This window comes from Embleya hyalina, from assembly GCF_003967355.1.
GTDB lineage: Bacteria > Actinomycetota > Actinomycetes > Streptomycetales > Streptomycetaceae > Embleya > Embleya hyalina.
This window is the reverse complement of sequence record NZ_BIFH01000026.1, coordinates 129,666-146,123: the sequence shown is the minus strand read 5'-3', so window position 1 is coordinate 146,123 and position 16,458 is coordinate 129,666. Positions and strand designations below refer to the sequence as shown.

The following is a 16,458-nucleotide window of genomic DNA, read 5'->3' as shown; positions in this document are numbered from 1 at the left end:
CAAGGCCACCCTCGGACGGCTTTAATCATTCACTCATGAAGCACGTCCATGCTGCCTACATGGACTTTCCGCGTTGTGGCACCCCGCGTCCTGCGGTTCGATCCGGCTCGCACCCGGTGGGGAGGGCGCGACCGCCGGTCGGGCCCCGGGGAAAACATCGGGCGGGCGGTGAGCGGAACGGCGCGGTCGGGGCAGGCGTGCGGTGATGGCAGTCTCCTTCGGCACCTTCGACAAGCGCACCCGACCCACCCGCCCGGCGAGCGCCCCCGGCCGCTCGACCCCGAGCGCCGCGCGCCCGCCGGCCGAGCCGGCCGGCCCGACGGCCCGGACCGATCCCCCCGCGACCGGCCGCCGACCCCACCTGCACCGGGTCGACCTGATCCGCGACATCGCCTTCCTGTGCGTGATCGTGGTGCACGTCATCGGGGTGACCTACCCGTTCCCCGGCGAGGGCCCCGCCTTCACCCAACTGGTCCTGCACGCCACCCGCGCGGTGTTCTTCTTCGTCAGCACCTTCGTGCTCTTCCACAGCGCGTACCACCGGCCGCTGCGCGTGGGCGCCTTCCTCGGCAGGCGGTTCAAGCTGCTCGGCGCGCCGTATCTGCTGTGGTCCACCGCCTACTGGGCACTGGGCGACCACGCGAGGATCCGCGGCGACCTGCCCGGCGCGCTGGGCGACCTGCGCGGCGGGATCGTCTGGGGCGGGTCCTGGTACCACCTGTACTTCCTGCTCGTCTCGCTCCAGATCGCGGTGCTGTTCCCGCTCCTCCTCAAACTGGTCCGGGCCACCGCCGGGCGGCATCTGCCGCTGCTCGTGGTCACCGCCGCGGTGCAACTCGGCGCACTGACGGTGCTGTTCCACCCCACACCGCTGAGCGGCCCGCTGGAGTGGTACCGCACGCACGGCGGGATGCTGCTGCCGACCTACGGGTTCTTCGTCCTGTCCGGCGCGCTGGCGGCGGTACACCTGGACGCCTTCCACGCGTGGATCGTCGGGCACACCCGGACCGTCTGGGCCGGCACGCTCGGCATGCTCGCGCTGACCTGGCTCTGGTACCGGCACACCGTCGCCGGGGGCCGGGACACCGCGACCGCGTCGATGGCCACCCAGCCGGTGAGCCTGCTGTGGGGCCCGGTCGCGGTGATCGCGCTGTACGCCCTGGCCACCCGCTGGGAACGGGCCCGCCGACCCGTGCCCGGTCGTCGGGCCGCCGCGCTCGGGGCGCGACTGGCCTTCGGGGTCTACCTCGTGCACCCGATGATCCTGCGGCTGCTGGAACTGAGCGGATTCGTCGCCGCGTTGCCGTGGTCGCCGGCGGTGGACACCATCGTGCTCGTGGCCGTGGTCGCCGGCGGGTCGGCCGGGTTCGCCTGGCTGGTCGCGCGAACCCCGGTCGCTCCCTGGGTGATCGGCCGCGAGCGTGCGCGCGGCGGCCGGGCGGCGTCGGTGACCATACGGCGATCGACACCGGCCGGCCCACACCGGCGCCCCGACGCTCAGCACATGGGCAGCAGGTCCTTCACCGACCCCGTGGTCTCCAACCACGCCTCGGGCGCGTAACCCACGCCCTGGCTCGTGGTCACCAGCACCCACTGGTCGCTCTTGCCACCGCGCCAGCCGTAGACGGTGACACCGCCCTTGGCCCGGCAGGTCGCGGTCAGTTGGGTGCCCGCGCTCACCTCGGTGACGGTCTTGCCCTTGCCCGGCTTCTCCCGTATTTCCAGGCCGATCGCCTGGCGCGCGATCACCGCCATCTTCACCGTCGAGGTGGGCGAGGGCACGGCCGTCCCGCTCGCCCTCGCCGACGGGTCGGCCGACCCGGACGCGCCGGGCGACACGGTGCTCGACGCGTTCTTCTTCTTGTCGTTCTTGTTGTCGTCGCCGGAGAGCACCCACCACACCAGGATCACGATCACCCCGACGATCACCGCCCCGATCACCAGACCGTTCCCGGATTTCGGTGGGGGCGGACCTCCCGAGTTCGGCGCCCGACGGGCGGGCCTCAGGCGACGCCAATCGAATCGGGACGACCCCGCAGACGGCATGGTGACTCCTTCTCACGGACGTGCGGTGATACCGGAAAAACTCGACGCTTGATTCTTTCGTGTCCCGACCCCGTCACGGTAAGGCGATCCGGAATCGCCGCGCCGTACGATTCCCGGCCACATGTCACACCGGACCCCTATGGTCGGCGCATGACCTCTGCGTTGCCACGGATCACCGACGACCAGCGACGAGCGCGTTTGGGCACTCGGCACCGACTGGCGGCCGGCGCGCGCGCCGCGCACGCGGAGGACGCGGCCCGGTCCGTGCTCCTGCTGCACGCCACCGACCCGGCGACGGTATACGTGTCCACGTGCGCCCGCCTGGCCGAACCGTCCGTCGCCGAGGTCCGGCGGGCGTTGTACACCGACCGCAGCCTGGTGCGGATGCCCGGCATGCGGCGCACCGTCTACGTGGTCCCGCGCGAACTCGTACACGTGGTCCAGCGCTCCAGCACCGACGCGGTCGCGGTCACGCAGCGCCGGGTGCTGCTGCAATTCCTGGCGTCCGGCGGCTACGACGAGGCCTGGCTGGAGCGGGTCGAGGCGGACACGGTGGCCGCGCTCACCGAGGCGGGCGAGGCCACCGCGATCGAACTGGGCGCGCGCGTACCGCTGTTGCGCACCCAGATCCGGGTCGCGGTGGGCAAGCCGTACGAGGCGAACCAGGGGGTGTCCACGCGGTTGTTGTTCACCCTCTCGTGCGAGGGCCGGATCGTGCGGGCCGAGCCGCAGGGATCGTGGCTCTCCAGCCGCTTCCGCTACACGACCATGCCGCCGCTGCCCGAGATTGGCAAAACCGAGGCGAAGGCCGAGTTGGCGCGCGGCTGGCTGGCCGCGTTCGGGCCCGGCACGGCCGACGACCTCAAGTGGTGGACGGGCTGGACGACGGCCGACGTGCGGCACGCCCTGGCCGCCGTCCGGGCCGTCGAGGTGGGGCTGGACGACGGCACGGTCGGCTGGGTGCTGCCCGGCGACGAGGAGCCCGAGCCGACCCCGGAGCCGTGGGCGGCCCTGCTGCCCGCACTCGACGCCACCCCCATGGGCTGGAAGGCCCGCGACTGGTACATCACCCCCGCCCTGCGCGAGCACCTGTTCGACCGCATGGGCAACATCGGCCCGACCGTCTGGTGGAACGGCCGCGTGGTCGGGGGCTGGTCCACCCGCCCCGACGGCGACCTCGCCTGGCGCGCCCTGGTCGACCTCGACCCCGAGGCGACCAAGGCGATCGAGGCCGAAGTGGCCCGACACACCTCGTGGTTGGAGGGTACCCACATCACCCCGAGATTCCGCGTCCCCCTGGACCGCGAACTGAGCGCGTAGCTCGCGCGGGGCGGGCGGGGCAGGCGGGGCAGGCGGTCAGATTCGGCCGACCGCCGCGTCCGCCCCCGCGCGGACCGGCTCGGCGCGCGGGCCGGTGGTGTAGACCACGAGCAGCAGATCCGGGTCCCCGGGCAGGGACAACGTCTCGTAGGTGATGTCCACGGGGTCGCCGCCGGCGGGACGCAGGCGCTTGGTGCCGTGCGTTTTCTCGGCCACCTGGTGGGCGTCCCACAGCGGGCGGAAGCGCGGATTGCCGGCGGACAACTCCTCAACGAGAGCGGCCATTCGGGGGTCCCCGGGGTGGCGCGCGGCGTCCAGGCGCAGATACCCGACGGTGTCGGCGGCGACCTGCTCCCACTCGGGGTAGAAGGTGTGCGCGTCGGGGGCCAGGAACGCGTGCCGGGCCATGTTGCGCGCGTGCGGCGCCATCGCGCCCAACCCCATCAGCGCGTCGGCGAGCGCGTTCCACGCGAGCACGTCCATGCAGCGGCCCAGCACGAACGCCGGCGCGTCGATCCGGTCCAGAAGCGTCTGTACGCCCGGCCGCGCGGTCGAGGGCGCCGGCCGGCGCACACTCACCCGGGTCGGCCGGGCCAGATCCCACATGTGCGCGTACTCGGTCGGATCCAGCCGCAGCGCCCGCCCGATCGCGTCCAGCACGGCGTCCGAGACATGTTGTCCGCGGCCCTGCTCCAGGCGCACGTAGTAGTCCACACTCACGCCGGCGAGTTGCGCCACCTCCTCGCGCCGCAACCCCGCCACCCGGCGCTTGCGGCCGAACACGGGCAGGCCGACCTCCTCGGGTCCGACCCGGGCGCGGCAGGCGCGCAGAAACCCGCCCAGTTGCTCGAAGGACGTTTCGGCGGACGTGGCGTTCATGATCGGACCCTACTGCCGGCCCTCGGCCGACGCGGCGACCGGGCGCGAAGGTGGTACGGCCGGACCCAGGTAAACGTGTGCACTGGGTGTCCGCGCGGGCCGGCGGCACAGTGGTTCGAGTCAGCAGGTCACGCAGTACGGATCAACCCGGGAGACACCCCCATGGACCACACCGCACTCACCGGTCGCACCGCCGTCGTCACCGGGGCCGCCAGCGGCATCGGCGCCGAGACCGCCCGGCGGCTCGCCGCGAACGGCGCGCGGGTCGCCCTGCTCGCCCGCCGTGCGGACCGGCTGAAGGACCTCGCCGCCGAGATCGAGGCCGGCGGCGGTACGGCGCTCGCCGTCGCGGTCGACGTCACCGACCAGGACTCGGTGGACGCCGGCGCGGCCCGGATCCGGGCCGAACTGGGCCGCGTCGACCTGGTCGTCAACGCGGCCGGGGTGATGTTGCCCAACCCCGTCGACGACGGCCGGATCGACGAGTGGACCCGGATGATCGACACCAACGTCACCGGCGCGCTGCGGATCATCCGGGCGTTCACCGCCGACCTGGTCGCGGCGGCGGCCGACGGCGGCACCGCGGATCTGGTCGACGTCTCCTCGATCGGCGCGCACGTGACCTTCCCGAACTACGCCGTCTACGGCGCGACCAAGGCCGCGCTCACCCACCTGTCGGCGTCCCTGCGCAGCGAACTGGGCCCGCGCGACGTTCGGGTCACCAACATCGAGCCCGGCCTGACCGACACCGAACTCGGCTCGCACATCGACAACGCGGCCCTGGGCGAGGCCGGCCAACTCGGCGCCATGTTCGACACGATCGGCGCCCTGTCCCCGACCGACGTGGCCGACCTGATCGTCTACACCACGACCCGCCCCCGCCACGTCAACCTGCGCCACATGGTCGTCCTCCCCACCCACCAGGCCTGACCTTCCACCCGCGGTCGACGGCCGGCGGGCGTACGCGGTGATGTTGCGTCGAGGGGCGGGTGTTGACTATGACTTGTCAGGGCCGGTCGGCACCCCCTTGCTAGGAGTTTTTCGTGGCGTTGTTTCGTCGCCAGTCGCGCAACCAGCAGAACACCGCCTGGGGACAGGATGTGCGCGGTGTCCTGATGAGTGCCCCGCCGGAGCGGATCAGGCAGGATCTGCGACTGATGATCGGCCGACCCGGCCCGCACCTCGGTGCGCAGGCCATGGTGTGGCCGCTGGGCGTGCGCGGCGAGATCGTCGCCGTGGCGTGCGTGAAGGGACCGGACGGCACCGCGGTCACGATCGAGACGCCGATGGTGCAGCACTGGGGGATGGCCGTCGAGGACGTGTGGCTCCAGGCCGCGACCAACCTGCGGATGGAGGGCTTCGGCGGCACGCCGATGGAGATCTCCCCCGGAACCACGCTGCACTCGCTGCTCGGCCAGAGCTGGCCCGGCTCGGCGCAACTGTTCCGCCTCGGCGAGGCGATCGGCGACCCGCTGCGCGCCGGCGCCCTGGTGTGCGCGCCGATGGACAACGGCCTGCTCGCGCTGCCGCTCAACTCGCAGCGCACGGTGGGCATGGCCGGATTCGTACTGAAGACCGCACAGGGCCTGACCCGGGACCAACAGCCCCTGTCCACCGGGATGTTCTGGTGGCACGAGGGCATCCTGGAAGAGCTGGAGGTCGAGTGGAAGGGCCCCGAACACGCGAGCCTGACCGGATCCGCCCGCTTCGGCCAGGTCGTTCGCGCGCTCCCGCAGCAGTAGCCGGAACCCACCGCCTCCGGGCCGCCCGGCGCGCGGGCCCTACATCTCGGTCAGCCGGTAGTGGTACCGCTCCCGCTCCACCGTCCACGAACGCCCGTCCGGGCGCGGTGCGGGCGGGAAGGCGGTACCCGCCGAAACCGCCTCGAGCCGCAGCCGCTCGGCGTCCACCACCGGTGCGCCCGCCACCCCGTAGTACAGCTCGACCGCCGCGTCCCGATCGCCGTACACCAGGATGCGATCACGCATCAACACCGCCAGCGCGGGCCGCTCCGGGTCGAACAACCCCCATGTCGTCCCGTCGCCCGGATGCCCCAGGAACAACACCGAGCGCGGCTCGGCCAGCGCGAACCCGGTCAGCCGCGAGTCCACCGGGCCGAGCACCGGACCCGCGTCCACCGCGCCGTGATCGATCAGGTCGCGCAACACGTCCAACGCGGCCGGCGGCAGATCCTCGCCGATCACCGCGAGATCGCCGGTCAGCGCGTGGGTACGTCCCGGACCGGCGTGCGGCCCGCGCAACTGGAGGAACCCGCAGCGCGCGACCGACACGCTGGTCAGCGCCGCGCCCTCGGTCCGCTCCCAGGCGACCGCCAACTCCAACCCGGGCCGCAACCACATCGGCGCGACCAGCAACCCGCCCGGGGCCAACTGCTCCACCCACTCCGGCGGCAGGTCCGGCACACCCACCGTGGCCTCGATCCGGTCGAACGGCGCCCGGTCCGCGACGCCGGCCCAGCCGTCCCCGGTCCGCACGTCCACACGCGTGCCGAGCCCGGCCAACCGCCGCGCCGCCGCGCCCGCCAACTCGGCGGACACCTCGACGCTGACCACCTCGCCCGCCGCGCCGACCAGATGGGCGAGCAGCGCCGCGTTGTAGCCGCTGCCCGTGCCGATCTCCAGCACCCGCATCCCGGGCCGCACGGCCAGCTGTTCGAGCATCAGCGCGATCATCGCCGGCTGGCTGACCGTACTGTCCGGCAACCCGCGCGCGTCGATGGACAACACCACCACCCGGTCCTCGTACGCACGTGCCGGCGAGGTGCCACCGGGCACGAACACCTCGCGCGGCACCTCGGACATCGCGCTCGCGACCGCCTCGGTGCGTATGCTCCCGCCCAGCCGCAATCGCTCCACCAGCGCGTTCCGCAGCCGGGCCGCCGTGCGCTCGTCGTTCATGGCCCCCGTGTACCCACCTCGACGCCCCTCGGCACCCCGCACGGCGCCCGGCCCGCGCGGCGCGCGCCCCCCGAATCGACACGCCTCCCTCTTGTCCCACCACCCCCTCGTGTGGACCATGGGCCGACGGTGACCGGCGCGTTCGCCGGCGGAATGGGGGAACGGTGACCTACCACGAGAGCATCCGCATCGAGGCGACGGCCGAGCGGGTCTGGGAGATCCTGACGGACGTCGAGCGCTGGCCCACCTGGACCGCGTCCATGAGCGAGGTGCGCCGATCGGACCGGGAGCCGTTCGGCGTCGGGAGCCGGGTCCTGGTCAAGCAGCCCCGGCTGCCCGCCACCCGATGGACGGTCACCGAATGCGAACCGGGGCGATCGTTCACCTGGACGTCGCGCGGCGGCGGGGTGACCTCCCTCGCCGAGCACCGCATCCGGGTCGACGACGGTGGCGTCACGGTGGAGCTGATCCTGCGCCAGAGCGGCCTGCTCACCCCGCTGGTCGGCCTGGTCGCGGGCAACCTCACCCGGCGCTATCTGCGGATGGAGGCGGCGGGCCTGAAGGAGCGTGCCGAACGCGACGCCTGATCGGTGCGCGCGGCGGGCACCGGGCGCCGCGGCCCCGCTTACGGGTGCGCGGCGCGGGAGCCGGTGCGGGCGGTGATCTCGTCGCCGGACAGGTACGCGTCGGTCTTCTCCAGGTTGCCCATCCGGCCGTCCTGATCCGACATGAAGCCGAGGCGGACCAGGTCGTCGCCCGCGAAGGCGTGCTGGATCCAGTTGGACAACACCCGGGTGCGGGCTCGGATCGACGGCACCGTCAGCAGGTGGTAGCCGCGCGTGATCGCCTGGGCGGGCAGGCCGCGCATCTCGTGGCCGAGCGGGCGGGCCACCGCCTGGGTGCCGCCGAGGTCGACGACCAGGCCCAGGTCCTTGTGCCGGAACGGGCTCAGCGGTTGGCCGCGCAGCGTGGCGACCACGTTGGCGGCGGCGATCTTGGCCTGGCGGTGCGCGTACTGCGCGGTGGGCGGGCAGATCGCGCCGTCGCCCTTGGCCAGGTCCGGTACGGCCGCGGCGTCGCCGAGCGCGAACACGTCCGGATGCCCGGGTACGGCCAGATCGGCGGCGACCGCCAGCCGGCCCCGCACCAACTCGGTGCCCAGCGTGCCGACCAGCGGGCTCGCGGTGACGCCCGCCGTCCAGACCAGCGTGCGGCACGGCAACTTCTCGCCCGTGGTCAGGGTGACCGAGTCCTCGGTGATCTCCTGCACGCTGACCCCGAGCCGCACGTCCACGCCGCGCTTGGCCAGCATCTGCAGGGTGGCCTTGCCCAGGTTCTCGCCGAGTTCGGGCAGCAGGCGCGGCGCGATGTCGACGATCATCCAGCGCACCTGCGCGGGGTCCAGGCGCGGGAAGTGCCGCAGCGACTTGGTGGTCAGCATCTCCAGGCACGCGGCGGTCTCCACGCCCGCGTAGCCGCCGCCGACCACGACGAACTGGCAGCGCGAGGCGCGCTCGGCCGGGTCGGTGCTGGAGTTGGCGATCTCCAGCTGGGCGATCACGTGGTCGCGCAGATACACCGCCTCGGCCAGGTTCTTCATCCCGTGGCCGTAGGTGGTCAGGCCGGGGATGTCGAAGGTGCGGGTGACGCTGCCCGGGGCCAGGACCAGCTTGTCGTAGTGCTCGTTGCCGATGTCGCCGGAGATCTTGCGCACCACGCAGACCTTCGCGGCCAGGTCCACGCCGATCACGCCGCCGGGGAGCACGTGCGTGCGCTCGAACATCCGGTGCAGCGGCACCGCCGTGGTGCGCGAGGACAACACCCCGGCCGCGACCTGCGGGAGCAGCGGGCGGTACACCATGTAGTCCATCGGGCTGACCAGCACGATCTCGGCCTCGCGGGGGCCGAGGGATCGCTCCAACCTGCGCACCGTCTCGAACCCCGCGAAGCCCGCTCCGACGACGACCACCCGCTGCACCATGGCTGCCCCTTCCGGGAAGGCCCGGGCAGGAAACCCGCGACCATTTGGCACATTTTGTCCAAACATATGGCCGAATGGGGGAGGCCACGAGCGGGACGGGCCATCCGGGGGGCGCGACGGCGGCGGGCGGCGGGGGCGCGGGAGAGCGCCGACGGGCGGCGGCGGCCGGCGGTCGGCTCGGGCGGCCGGGGGCTCAGGCGGACGGGGGCTCAGGCGGTGCGGCGGCGACCGCGACCGAGCGCGAAGCCGGCCGCCACGCACAGGACCGGGGCGGTGAGCAGGCCCGCCACCAGGTTCAGACCGCCGTAGCCGGCCATGCCCAGGACCGATCCGGAGACCGCGCCGCCCGCCGCGCCGGCCAGGTTCATCAGCAGGTCCGACACACCCTGCACGCCCGGCCGCTCACCCGCCGGCACCGACTCGGCGAGCAGCGCCGAGCCCGCGACCAGACAGCACGACCAGCCGAGGCCGAGCAGGATCAGCCCGACCATGGTGCGCCACGTGGAGTGGCCCGAGGTACCGGCCGTGAACACCGCGAGCAGCAGCACGAACTGGCCGCCCAGGATCACCGGGATCCGGCCGAACCGGTCGGCCGTCCAGCCGACCACGGGGGACAACGCGTACATCCCCGCGATGTGCAGACTGATCGTGAGCCCGACCAGGGTCAACGCGGTGCCGTGGTCCTTCATGTGTACGGGTGTCATCGCCATCACCGACACCATCACCACGTGCCCGAACGCCACTGTCGCCAGGCCGAGCAGCGCGCGCGGCGCCCGGCGGATCACCGCGAACGCCCCGCGCAGACCGGCCCGGGGCGGCACCCGGTCGCCCAGATCGGCGCGCGCGACGAGCAGCGGGTCCGGGCGCAGCGCCACCCACAGGATGATCCCGGCGCCGGCGAACGAGACGATCGAGAACAGGAACGGACCGGCCAACTCGGGCAGGTCCAGGGCGCGGCCGACCACCGCGCCCGGCTCGTTCAGGTTGGGACCCAGGACCGCGCCGACGGTGGTCGACCAGACCACGACCGACAGCGCCCGGGCCCGGCCGGCGTCGTCGGCGAGGTCGGTCGCCGCGTAGCGCGACTGGAGGTTGGCCGCGGTCCCCGCGCCGAACACGAGCAGCGCGGCGATCAGCAGCGGGAACCACCCCAGCACCGCCGCCAGGATCACCCCGCCGGCCGCGATCGCCGCGACCGCCCAGCCGGCGGTGAGCGCGACGCGACGTCCGTATCGGGTCGCGGCGCGCGACATCGGCAGCGCGAACAACGCCGCGCCCAGGGTGATCGCGGTGGTGGCCACGCCGGACCAGCTCTTGGACCCGGACAGGTCCTCGGCGAGCAGCCCGCCGACGGTCAGCGCCGAACCCATGCCCACACCGCCGACGACCTGCGCGGCGATCAGGGTCCGAACGGTGCGCCGTTGCAGGTCCGAGCGGTCGACCGGCTCGGGGTCGGCGGACACGGGGGCGGCCGACTCGGGGCGAGCCGACTCGGGTATGGCCGGGTCAAGAGCGGTCATGCCGGATTCACCACCGGTTCGGGGATCGGACGAGGTGCGGACCCACAGCGTGCCGCACGAGACCGGCCCGCCCCGGGCGGGGCGCTCGCGAACCGGTTCGGGCGGGTGTATACCGCTGCGGAGGAAGATCATCGCACCGGCGGCCCCGGGTGGGTATGGGCGGCCGTCGGGCGGGCCCGGGTGTGCGCGGTTCGGGAGTCGGGTACGGGCGGGCGCCGCGCATCGGAACGGATCGGCTGAGCATGACACTGGACGACGAGCACGCCTGGGCGCTGTTGCGCGCCCTGGACGACCCGGACCACCTGACCGCCCCGGCGGACTACGACCCCGACGCCGCGCGCGAGCGGTTCGACCGGCTCGTGGCGCGCCTGGACGCGGACTTCGCCTGTCGGTGCCCGGTCGAGGGCGAGGCGGGGGCGGCGAGTCGGCACGGGGCGATCGTGGTGCCCGCGACGGCGCTGTCCGGGACCGGGCGGATCACCCTGGTGGTGAGCAACTTCGGCGACCTGGCGGTGATCGGGGTCGACGCGCCGGACGACCACCCCGTCGGCGCGGCACCCGCGTACGTGGCGCCGGAGGAGACGGAACGGGTCGCCGCCGCGCTGGACGACCTCGGCTACACCGTTGTGCCGGAGGACCTGCTGCGGACCACGTACGACGGGGCGAGCAGGCTCGCCGACCACTACACGGTCGAGGACGCGCCGACCTGGTGGATCCGGTTCTTCGACTACCCGTAGGGGCCGGCCCGGCGGCCGTCGGGTCGGTCGCGTGCGGCGGGGCGTCGCCTGGGTAGGTGTGTGCGTCATGAGATTCAGGGTGCCGATCGGTGACGAATTGCGGACGAGCCTGGGTGCGCCGAAGCGGGTGAAGTTGTTGGACAGCAGCCCGCGTTCGCGGGTGTGGCGGGTGGAGTTCGGCGGCGAGCGGGCGATCGTCAAGTGGATCACCGACGGAGGCGACAACCGGGACGGCGCGTCGGTGCGCTTCGCCCGCGAGGTGGCCGGGTTGCGGCTGGCCGCGCGGGGGCCGGTCGGGCCCCGGGTGCTGGCCACCGATCCCGACGCGTGCGTGATGGTGTTGGAGTATCTGGACGACCTCGGGCCCACCGACGACTGGCTGCCCGGCTACGCCGAGGCGCTGGCCCGGCTGCACGCGCTCACCGGGCCGGCGGACGCGGACGCGCTGCCGGCCTGGCGCGCGCCGACCGCCGCCGACGCCGAGTCGTTCCTGCGGTTGGCCGCGGCGCTGGACGTACCGATCCCGCCGGGTGTGCCCGCCGAGTTGGCCGCCCTGCTGACCCGGCTCGACCCGGTCGGCCGGTACGCGCTGTTGCACGGCGATCCGTGTCCGGGCAACGACCTGCGGACGGTCGACGGGGTGCGGTTCGTCGACTTCGAGCAGGCCGCGCTGGGCGACGGGCTGGTCGAATTGGCCTATCTGCGGATCGGGTTCCCCACCTGCTGGTGCGCGATGTCGCTGCCCGGACCGCGGTCGGCCGAGGTGGAGGCGGTCTACGCGGCGACCTGGCGGGCGCACACCGGCCGCGACCTCGACCCGGAGGCGTCCGTCGCCGACGCCTGCGCGGGCTGGCTGATCCGGGGCGACGCGCTGGTCGAGCGGGCGCACCGGGACAGCGTGGACCACCTGGACCGGGTGCCGGTGCAGGACTTCGAGTGGGGTTACATCTCGGCCCGCGAGCGGCTGGTGCACCGGCTCGGCGTGGTGGCCGACACCGCGACCGAGCCGTTGCGCGAACTGGGGCTGTTGGCAAGGGAGTTGCGCGGACGCCTGCTGACGTCCTGGCCGGGACTGCGCCCGCTGCCGGGTCCGGACTCGCGCCCCTGGTGAGGAAGCCTCCGGTTCAAGGCTTGCACCACTACAGTTGAAGTACTATAACTGTAGTCATCTTGCCGGGCCGTCGTCCGGCTCGGAACGCACCACGGAAAGAGACCGCATGCGAAAGCTCACCTACTTCATCGCCACCACCATCGACGGCTTCATCGCCGACAAGGACGGCGGCTACGACTTCTTCCCGGTCGGGGAGGACGTGGTGGCACACCTGGTCGCCGAGTATCCGGAGACGTTGCCGACGCACCTCGCCCCGCACGTGGGGGTCGCTCCGGACGCGGAGTTCCGGCACTTCGACACGGTCGTGATGGGTCGGGGCACCTATGAGCCCGGTATTCGACAGGGCTTTCCCGACCCGTACGCCCATCTCCGGACCTATGTGGTCACCGAGACGATCACCGAGACCCTCGACCCCGCGGTGACCCTGATCGCCGGCGACCCGGTCGCCAAGGTGCGCGAGTTGAAGGCCGAACCGACCGGCAAGGGCATCTGGCTGGCCGGTGGGGGGCGCCTGGCCGGCAGTCTGATCGACGAGATCGACGAGTTGGTGATCAAGACCTACCCGGTCCTGATCGGCAGCGGAATTCCCATGATGTCGGGCGTGTTCGGGGCGCACGCGTTCACCCGCACGGGTGGGACGGTCCTCGCCGGGGGGACGTCGGTGGCGACGTACGGTCGCACGTGACGGCGAGGGCGTCGGCGGGGCGCGGTTCGATCGCCGGGTGGTCCACCCCGGCCGATCCCGCGTCCCGGTGGTCGCCGGGTGGTCGGGACGTCGGACGTCGGGTCGCTAGGTGAGCGGTAGTTCGAAGTCCACCACGCGGTGTGCGATGCGCAGGCCGGCGAGGGGCAGGGCCAGGCGGACGGCGCCCTCGGTGTCGCCGTCGAATTCGAACACGGCCAACTCGCGGACGTCGGGCCGCTCCCGGCGCAGCAGGTCCACCAGCGCGGCCACCAGGGCGCCGAGGATGTCGGGGGCGACGCCGGGGGCGGTGATCGCCTCGCCGGCGTTGAGGTACGCCAGGTCGTCGGCGACGTCGACGGTGAGTTCGGCGCCCTCGCCGATCAGCCCGACGAGTGGCGGCGGGAGGGTACGGGCGCGGATCGCGGGCAGGCCGCCCGGGGCCCACCAGCCGCGCGGGTCCACGGTCCAGATCCGGGCGATCTCGCCGGTGGCGCGGGCTCCGGTGGCGCGGGCGGCGTCGCCTTCCGGGCCGGTGTCGGTACCGCTCCAGTGCAGCATCGACGCGCCGCCGGCGCGGGCCCGCTGGGCGGCTCGGCGGTACATCGACACGAACGCGGCCCGCTCCTCGGCGGTGGCGCCGGGATCCGCGCCGTAGGAGCCGTGCACCAGCCGACGGGCGAGCCGGTCGGCGCGCTCGCCCTGGGCGGTGACGCCCGCCTCGCCGTTGCCGTACAGGCTCACCCAGCCGAGCAGTCGCCCGTCGCGGCGGGCGCGGACGGTGCCGATGCGGTCGCCGGGGTCGGCGGGGGCGGTGGCGTCGGCGGGTGTCGTCGGTGCCGGGAGGCCGACGGCGGCGTATACCTCGGTCGCGGCCCGGAGGTCGGCGCCCGGGTCGCTGTCCCATTCAAGGGAAATGTCACGCTTCATGGCCCCATCGTCCCTCGCGCGACGCGGGCGTACCGGTTGCGACAGGCCGGGGACGGCGCGGGTGTGCGGTCGGGCCCGAGGTGTGCCGACCGCGGGCAGGGCGGCCGGGGTGGCTACGCGTATGTGTGCAGCGCGGCCACGATCGCGGCGGCCAGGCGGTCGGCGGCGCCCTCGGCGTGGGACAGGAACAGCGACGGCTCGGTCAGCTCCAGTTCCAGCAGGGTGGGCGTGCCGTCCGCGGCGGGGATCAGGTCGACGCGCGCGTAGAGCAGCGGGGAGATCGGGATCTCGGTCAGGACCCGGGCTCCGACGGCGAGTTCGGCGGCGGAGGGCTCGCGCGGTTCGATCGTCTCGGCCCGGTACAGGCCGTCGGTCAACGCGCCGGTGCCGTCGAGGATCGGGCCCTTGCGGACGGCGTGGCTGAAGACGCCGTCGAAGTAGACGAGCGCGGTCTCCCCGGCGGTGTCGACGGCCTCCAGGTACGGCTGGACCATGACGGTGCGGCCGTCCGCGAGCAGGGCGGTGGCGTGTCCGGCGGCGAGCGCGCGTTCCTCGGGGGAGGCCAGGTCGTACCGCTCGGTGTCGCGCGACCCGGCGCTTATCGCCGGCTTGACCACGCGCACCCCGGAGGTGGGCAGCGTCACGGTCGAGTCGGGCTCCAGCCACATCGTCTCGATCACCGGCAGGCCGGCCCGGGTGAGGTCGCGCAGGTAGGTCTTGTCGGTGTTCCAGGTCACGATCGCCGCCGGGTTGGCCAGGCGCGGTACGGTCGCGGCCCACTCGACGAACTCTTTCCGGTGCAGCGGGTAGTCCCACACCGAGCGCAGCACCACGAGGTCGTACGCGTCCCAGTCCACCGTCGGGTCGCTCCACACGGCGCTCTCGGCGCGGATGCCGTGCGCGGCCAGCGGGGCGATGAGCAGACGGTCGTCCGGGTCGAGATCGGGCAGCTCGGCGCAGGTGACGAGGGCGACGCGGGGTTCGATCATGGCGTCAGATTATCCGGACACCCGGATTGATGATCACATAAGTCGGGTGGTGTCTCGTGGGATGACCCGACCGGGTGTGTGCTCGCGGGGCCGGGGCCGGGGCCGGGGCCGAGCCCGGGGGTGGGCGTGGCCGGGCGCCGGCGTCGGGGGCCGGGTGAGGTCGAACACGGGTGCGTACTGGGGCAGTTGCCCGGAGGCGGGCCGCTGCGGAGTGTTCCGGCCCCGACGGCTGGGGCGGATGGGACGTGGGAGTCGTGGGCGGTGGTCGGCCCCGCGGCGTGGTCGTTTGACGGGCCGGCGCGTTTCGGGGCCGCCCCGGGGGTGAGAACGATGACAGGGACAAGGCTTTGGGGGCACCGTGGTCAGCTCATCGGACACCGCGCCCTTCGGGCCGGCCGAGATCGTCGCCATACGTCACGGCGAAAGCACGGCGAACGCCGCCTTCGCCGCGGCGGCGGCCCGCACCGCCGCCCGGTCCGCCGCCGTCGCGGCGGATCCGGCGGGCGGGTGGGAGGCGGAGGAGCCGGACGGGGACGGCGAGTTCGACCCGTCGGTGGTCGGGCGCGATGCCGACATCGCGCTCAGCGCACGCGGCGAGGATCAGGCCGGCGCGGTCGGGCGGCGGCTCGCGCTCAGGGGGGAGACCCCGGACGTGGTCCTGGTCTCGCCGTACCGTCGGGCCCGCTCGACGATGCGGATCATCGCCCGCGAGGCCGCCCGGGTGGGCCTGCTGTTGCCGCCGCCCCGACGCGACGAGCGGTTGCGCGACCGGGAGATGGGCGTGCTGGAGTTGCGTACGGCCGCCGCCGTCGAACGGCTCCACCCGGACGAGGCCGAGCGCCGGCGGCGGGTCGGCGACCTGTACTACCGTCCGCCGGGCGGCGAATCGTTGGCCGATGTCGCGCTGCGGCTGCGCACGCTGCTGACCGACCTCCGGCACGAGGCGCCGGGTGCGCATGTGCTGATCGTGGGACACGACGCGACCGTCCTGATGCTGCGTTACGTCCTGGAGGGGCTGACCGAGACCGACGTCGACCGGTTGGTACGGACCGACCCGGTGGGCAACGCGTCCATTTCCCGCTGGCGGGTCCGGGACGGGCGGCTGCGGGGGATCCGCTACAACGACATGCGCCATCTCCGGGGGATCGACGTGCACTGAGGGCGGTCGGGCGGCGCGGCCCGGTCCCGGGGAGGCCGGGCCGGGCGCGGAGTGTGGGGGTCCCGGTGCCGTTCGGTCCGGGGGGCGCACCGCTCGCCGTCGCGCATCGTCGGCGCGTTGGGGCGTACTCCCGGGCGGTGCCGGTGACCGGCCGCGGGCCGAATCGCCGGGACTCCGGCGCCGCGT

General features: G+C 73.4%; 16 protein-coding genes. 9 read left to right on the top strand and 7 right to left on the bottom strand.

The genetic code is table 11. The annotated features are described in order from the left end of the window. Window positions 1-205 precede the first annotated feature (205 nt). Complete coding sequence (locus EMA17_RS28395; RefSeq protein ID WP_126639985.1) at window positions 206-1,561, top strand: acyltransferase; 1,356 nt, start codon at window positions 206-208, stop codon at window positions 1,559-1,561. On the opposite strand, the gene EMA17_RS28390 is transcribed toward EMA17_RS28395, so the two are convergent. After that, window positions 1,498-1,941: a hypothetical protein gene (locus tag EMA17_RS28390; protein ID WP_126639984.1), complete on the bottom strand. Its 444-nt coding sequence runs from the start codon at window positions 1,939-1,941 to the stop codon at window positions 1,498-1,500. The two genes, EMA17_RS28395 and EMA17_RS28390, sit on opposite strands and share 64 nt — an antisense overlap. Before the next feature lie 255 nt (window positions 1,942-2,196). Between EMA17_RS28390 and EMA17_RS28385 the strand changes: the two genes are divergently transcribed. Next, entirely contained in the window at window positions 2,197-3,366 is a 1,170-nt protein-coding gene (locus EMA17_RS28385; RefSeq protein WP_126639983.1) for a winged helix DNA-binding domain-containing protein, read from the top strand. Between the two features lie 36 nt (window positions 3,367-3,402). Here EMA17_RS28385 and EMA17_RS28380 read toward each other — a convergent pair whose 3' ends face one another. Continuing rightward, window positions 3,403-4,245 (bottom strand): helix-turn-helix transcriptional regulator, encoded by an 843-nt coding sequence (locus EMA17_RS28380; protein WP_126639982.1) that lies wholly within the window; start codon window positions 4,243-4,245, stop codon window positions 3,403-3,405. A gap of 162 nt (window positions 4,246-4,407) precedes the next feature. On the opposite strand from EMA17_RS28380, the gene EMA17_RS28375 reads away from it, so the two are divergent. Together EMA17_RS28375 and EMA17_RS28370 are read left to right on the top strand one after the other, a co-directional pair. Further along, window positions 4,408-5,175: an SDR family oxidoreductase gene (locus EMA17_RS28375; protein WP_126639981.1), complete on the top strand. Its 768-nt coding sequence runs from the start codon at window positions 4,408-4,410 to the stop codon at window positions 5,173-5,175. A 113-nt stretch (window positions 5,176-5,288) separates the two neighbouring features. Then, window positions 5,289-5,987, top strand: coding sequence for a hypothetical protein (locus tag EMA17_RS28370; RefSeq protein ID WP_126639980.1), 699 nt, complete (start codon window positions 5,289-5,291; stop codon window positions 5,985-5,987). Window positions 5,988-6,026: 39 nt separating this feature from the next. Here the strand turns inward: EMA17_RS28370 and EMA17_RS28365 are convergent, their stop codons facing one another. Beyond that, entirely contained in the window at window positions 6,027-7,163 is a 1,137-nt protein-coding gene (locus EMA17_RS28365) for a methyltransferase domain-containing protein (RefSeq protein ID WP_160161590.1), read from the bottom strand. 164 nt (window positions 7,164-7,327) lie between these two features. Here EMA17_RS28365 and EMA17_RS28360 point away from each other — a divergent pair, with 164 nt between their 5' ends. After that, window positions 7,328-7,750 (top strand): SRPBCC family protein, encoded by a 423-nt coding sequence (locus EMA17_RS28360; protein WP_126639978.1) that lies wholly within the window; start codon window positions 7,328-7,330, stop codon window positions 7,748-7,750. A 38-nt stretch (window positions 7,751-7,788) separates the two neighbouring features. On the opposite strand, the gene EMA17_RS28355 is transcribed toward EMA17_RS28360, so the two are convergent. Continuing rightward, window positions 7,789-9,144 carry an NAD(P)/FAD-dependent oxidoreductase gene (locus tag EMA17_RS28355; RefSeq protein ID WP_126639977.1) on the bottom strand — a complete coding sequence of 452 codons (1,356 nt, stop codon included), beginning with the start codon at window positions 9,142-9,144 and terminating at the stop codon, window positions 7,789-7,791. 209 nt (window positions 9,145-9,353) lie between these two features. Next, a complete protein-coding gene (locus EMA17_RS28350) occupies window positions 9,354-10,664 on the bottom strand; it encodes an MFS transporter (protein ID WP_126639976.1) in 1,311 nt (436 codons plus the stop codon). Between the two features lie 242 nt (window positions 10,665-10,906). Between EMA17_RS28350 and EMA17_RS28345 the strand changes: the two genes are divergently transcribed. The 3 genes from EMA17_RS28345 to EMA17_RS28335 all read left to right on the top strand — a co-directional run bounded on the left by EMA17_RS28345 (window position 10,907) and on the right by EMA17_RS28335 (window position 13,197). Then, window positions 10,907-11,401 carry a hypothetical protein gene (locus EMA17_RS28345; protein WP_126639975.1) on the top strand — a complete coding sequence of 165 codons (495 nt, stop codon included), beginning with the start codon at window positions 10,907-10,909 and terminating at the stop codon, window positions 11,399-11,401. Window positions 11,402-11,468: 67 nt separating this feature from the next. Beyond that, a complete protein-coding gene (locus EMA17_RS28340) occupies window positions 11,469-12,512 on the top strand; it encodes a phosphotransferase (RefSeq protein ID WP_126639974.1) in 1,044 nt (347 codons plus the stop codon). A gap of 106 nt (window positions 12,513-12,618) precedes the next feature. Further along, window positions 12,619-13,197 (top strand): dihydrofolate reductase family protein, encoded by a 579-nt coding sequence (locus tag EMA17_RS28335; protein WP_126639973.1) that lies wholly within the window; start codon window positions 12,619-12,621, stop codon window positions 13,195-13,197. Between the two features lie 105 nt (window positions 13,198-13,302). Here EMA17_RS28335 and EMA17_RS28330 read toward each other — a convergent pair whose 3' ends face one another. Both EMA17_RS28330 and EMA17_RS28325 read right to left on the bottom strand, forming a co-directional pair. After that, window positions 13,303-14,124 (bottom strand): hypothetical protein, encoded by an 822-nt coding sequence (locus EMA17_RS28330; protein WP_126639972.1) that lies wholly within the window; start codon window positions 14,122-14,124, stop codon window positions 13,303-13,305. A 113-nt stretch (window positions 14,125-14,237) separates the two neighbouring features. Then, a complete protein-coding gene (locus EMA17_RS28325; protein WP_126639971.1) occupies window positions 14,238-15,113 on the bottom strand; it encodes an ATP-grasp domain-containing protein in 876 nt (291 codons plus the stop codon). Window positions 15,114-15,471: 358 nt separating this feature from the next. Here EMA17_RS28325 and EMA17_RS28315 point away from each other — a divergent pair, with 358 nt between their 5' ends. Continuing rightward, entirely contained in the window at window positions 15,472-16,272 is an 801-nt protein-coding gene (locus EMA17_RS28315) for a histidine phosphatase family protein (RefSeq protein ID WP_126639969.1), read from the top strand. The last annotated feature ends 186 nt before the right edge of the window (window positions 16,273-16,458 follow it).

Excerpts from the sequence above, each read along its gene's own strand:
- EMA17_RS28395 (WP_126639985.1), top strand. The coding sequence starts at position 206 with ATGGCAGTCTCCTTCGGCACCTTCGACAAGCGCACCCGACCCACCCGC.
- EMA17_RS28385 (WP_126639983.1), top strand. The coding sequence starts at position 2,197 with ATGACCTCTGCGTTGCCACGGATCACCGACGACCAGCGACGAGCGCGT.
- EMA17_RS28380 (WP_126639982.1), bottom strand. The coding sequence starts at position 4,245 with ATGAACGCCACGTCCGCCGAAACGTCCTTCGAGCAACTGGGCGGGTTT.
- EMA17_RS28375 (WP_126639981.1), top strand. The coding sequence starts at position 4,408 with ATGGACCACACCGCACTCACCGGTCGCACCGCCGTCGTCACCGGGGCC.
- EMA17_RS28365 (WP_160161590.1), bottom strand. The coding sequence starts at position 7,163 with ATGAACGACGAGCGCACGGCGGCCCGGCTGCGGAACGCGCTGGTGGAG.
- EMA17_RS28355 (WP_126639977.1), bottom strand. The coding sequence starts at position 9,144 with ATGGTGCAGCGGGTGGTCGTCGTCGGAGCGGGCTTCGCGGGGTTCGAG.
- EMA17_RS28350 (WP_126639976.1), bottom strand. The coding sequence starts at position 10,664 with ATGACCGCTCTTGACCCGGCCATACCCGAGTCGGCTCGCCCCGAGTCG.
- EMA17_RS28345 (WP_126639975.1), top strand. The coding sequence starts at position 10,907 with ATGACACTGGACGACGAGCACGCCTGGGCGCTGTTGCGCGCCCTGGAC.
- EMA17_RS28340 (WP_126639974.1), top strand. The coding sequence starts at position 11,469 with ATGAGATTCAGGGTGCCGATCGGTGACGAATTGCGGACGAGCCTGGGT.
- EMA17_RS28335 (WP_126639973.1), top strand. The coding sequence starts at position 12,619 with ATGCGAAAGCTCACCTACTTCATCGCCACCACCATCGACGGCTTCATC.
- EMA17_RS28330 (WP_126639972.1), bottom strand. The coding sequence starts at position 14,124 with ATGAAGCGTGACATTTCCCTTGAATGGGACAGCGACCCGGGCGCCGAC.
- EMA17_RS28325 (WP_126639971.1), bottom strand. The coding sequence starts at position 15,113 with ATGATCGAACCCCGCGTCGCCCTCGTCACCTGCGCCGAGCTGCCCGAT.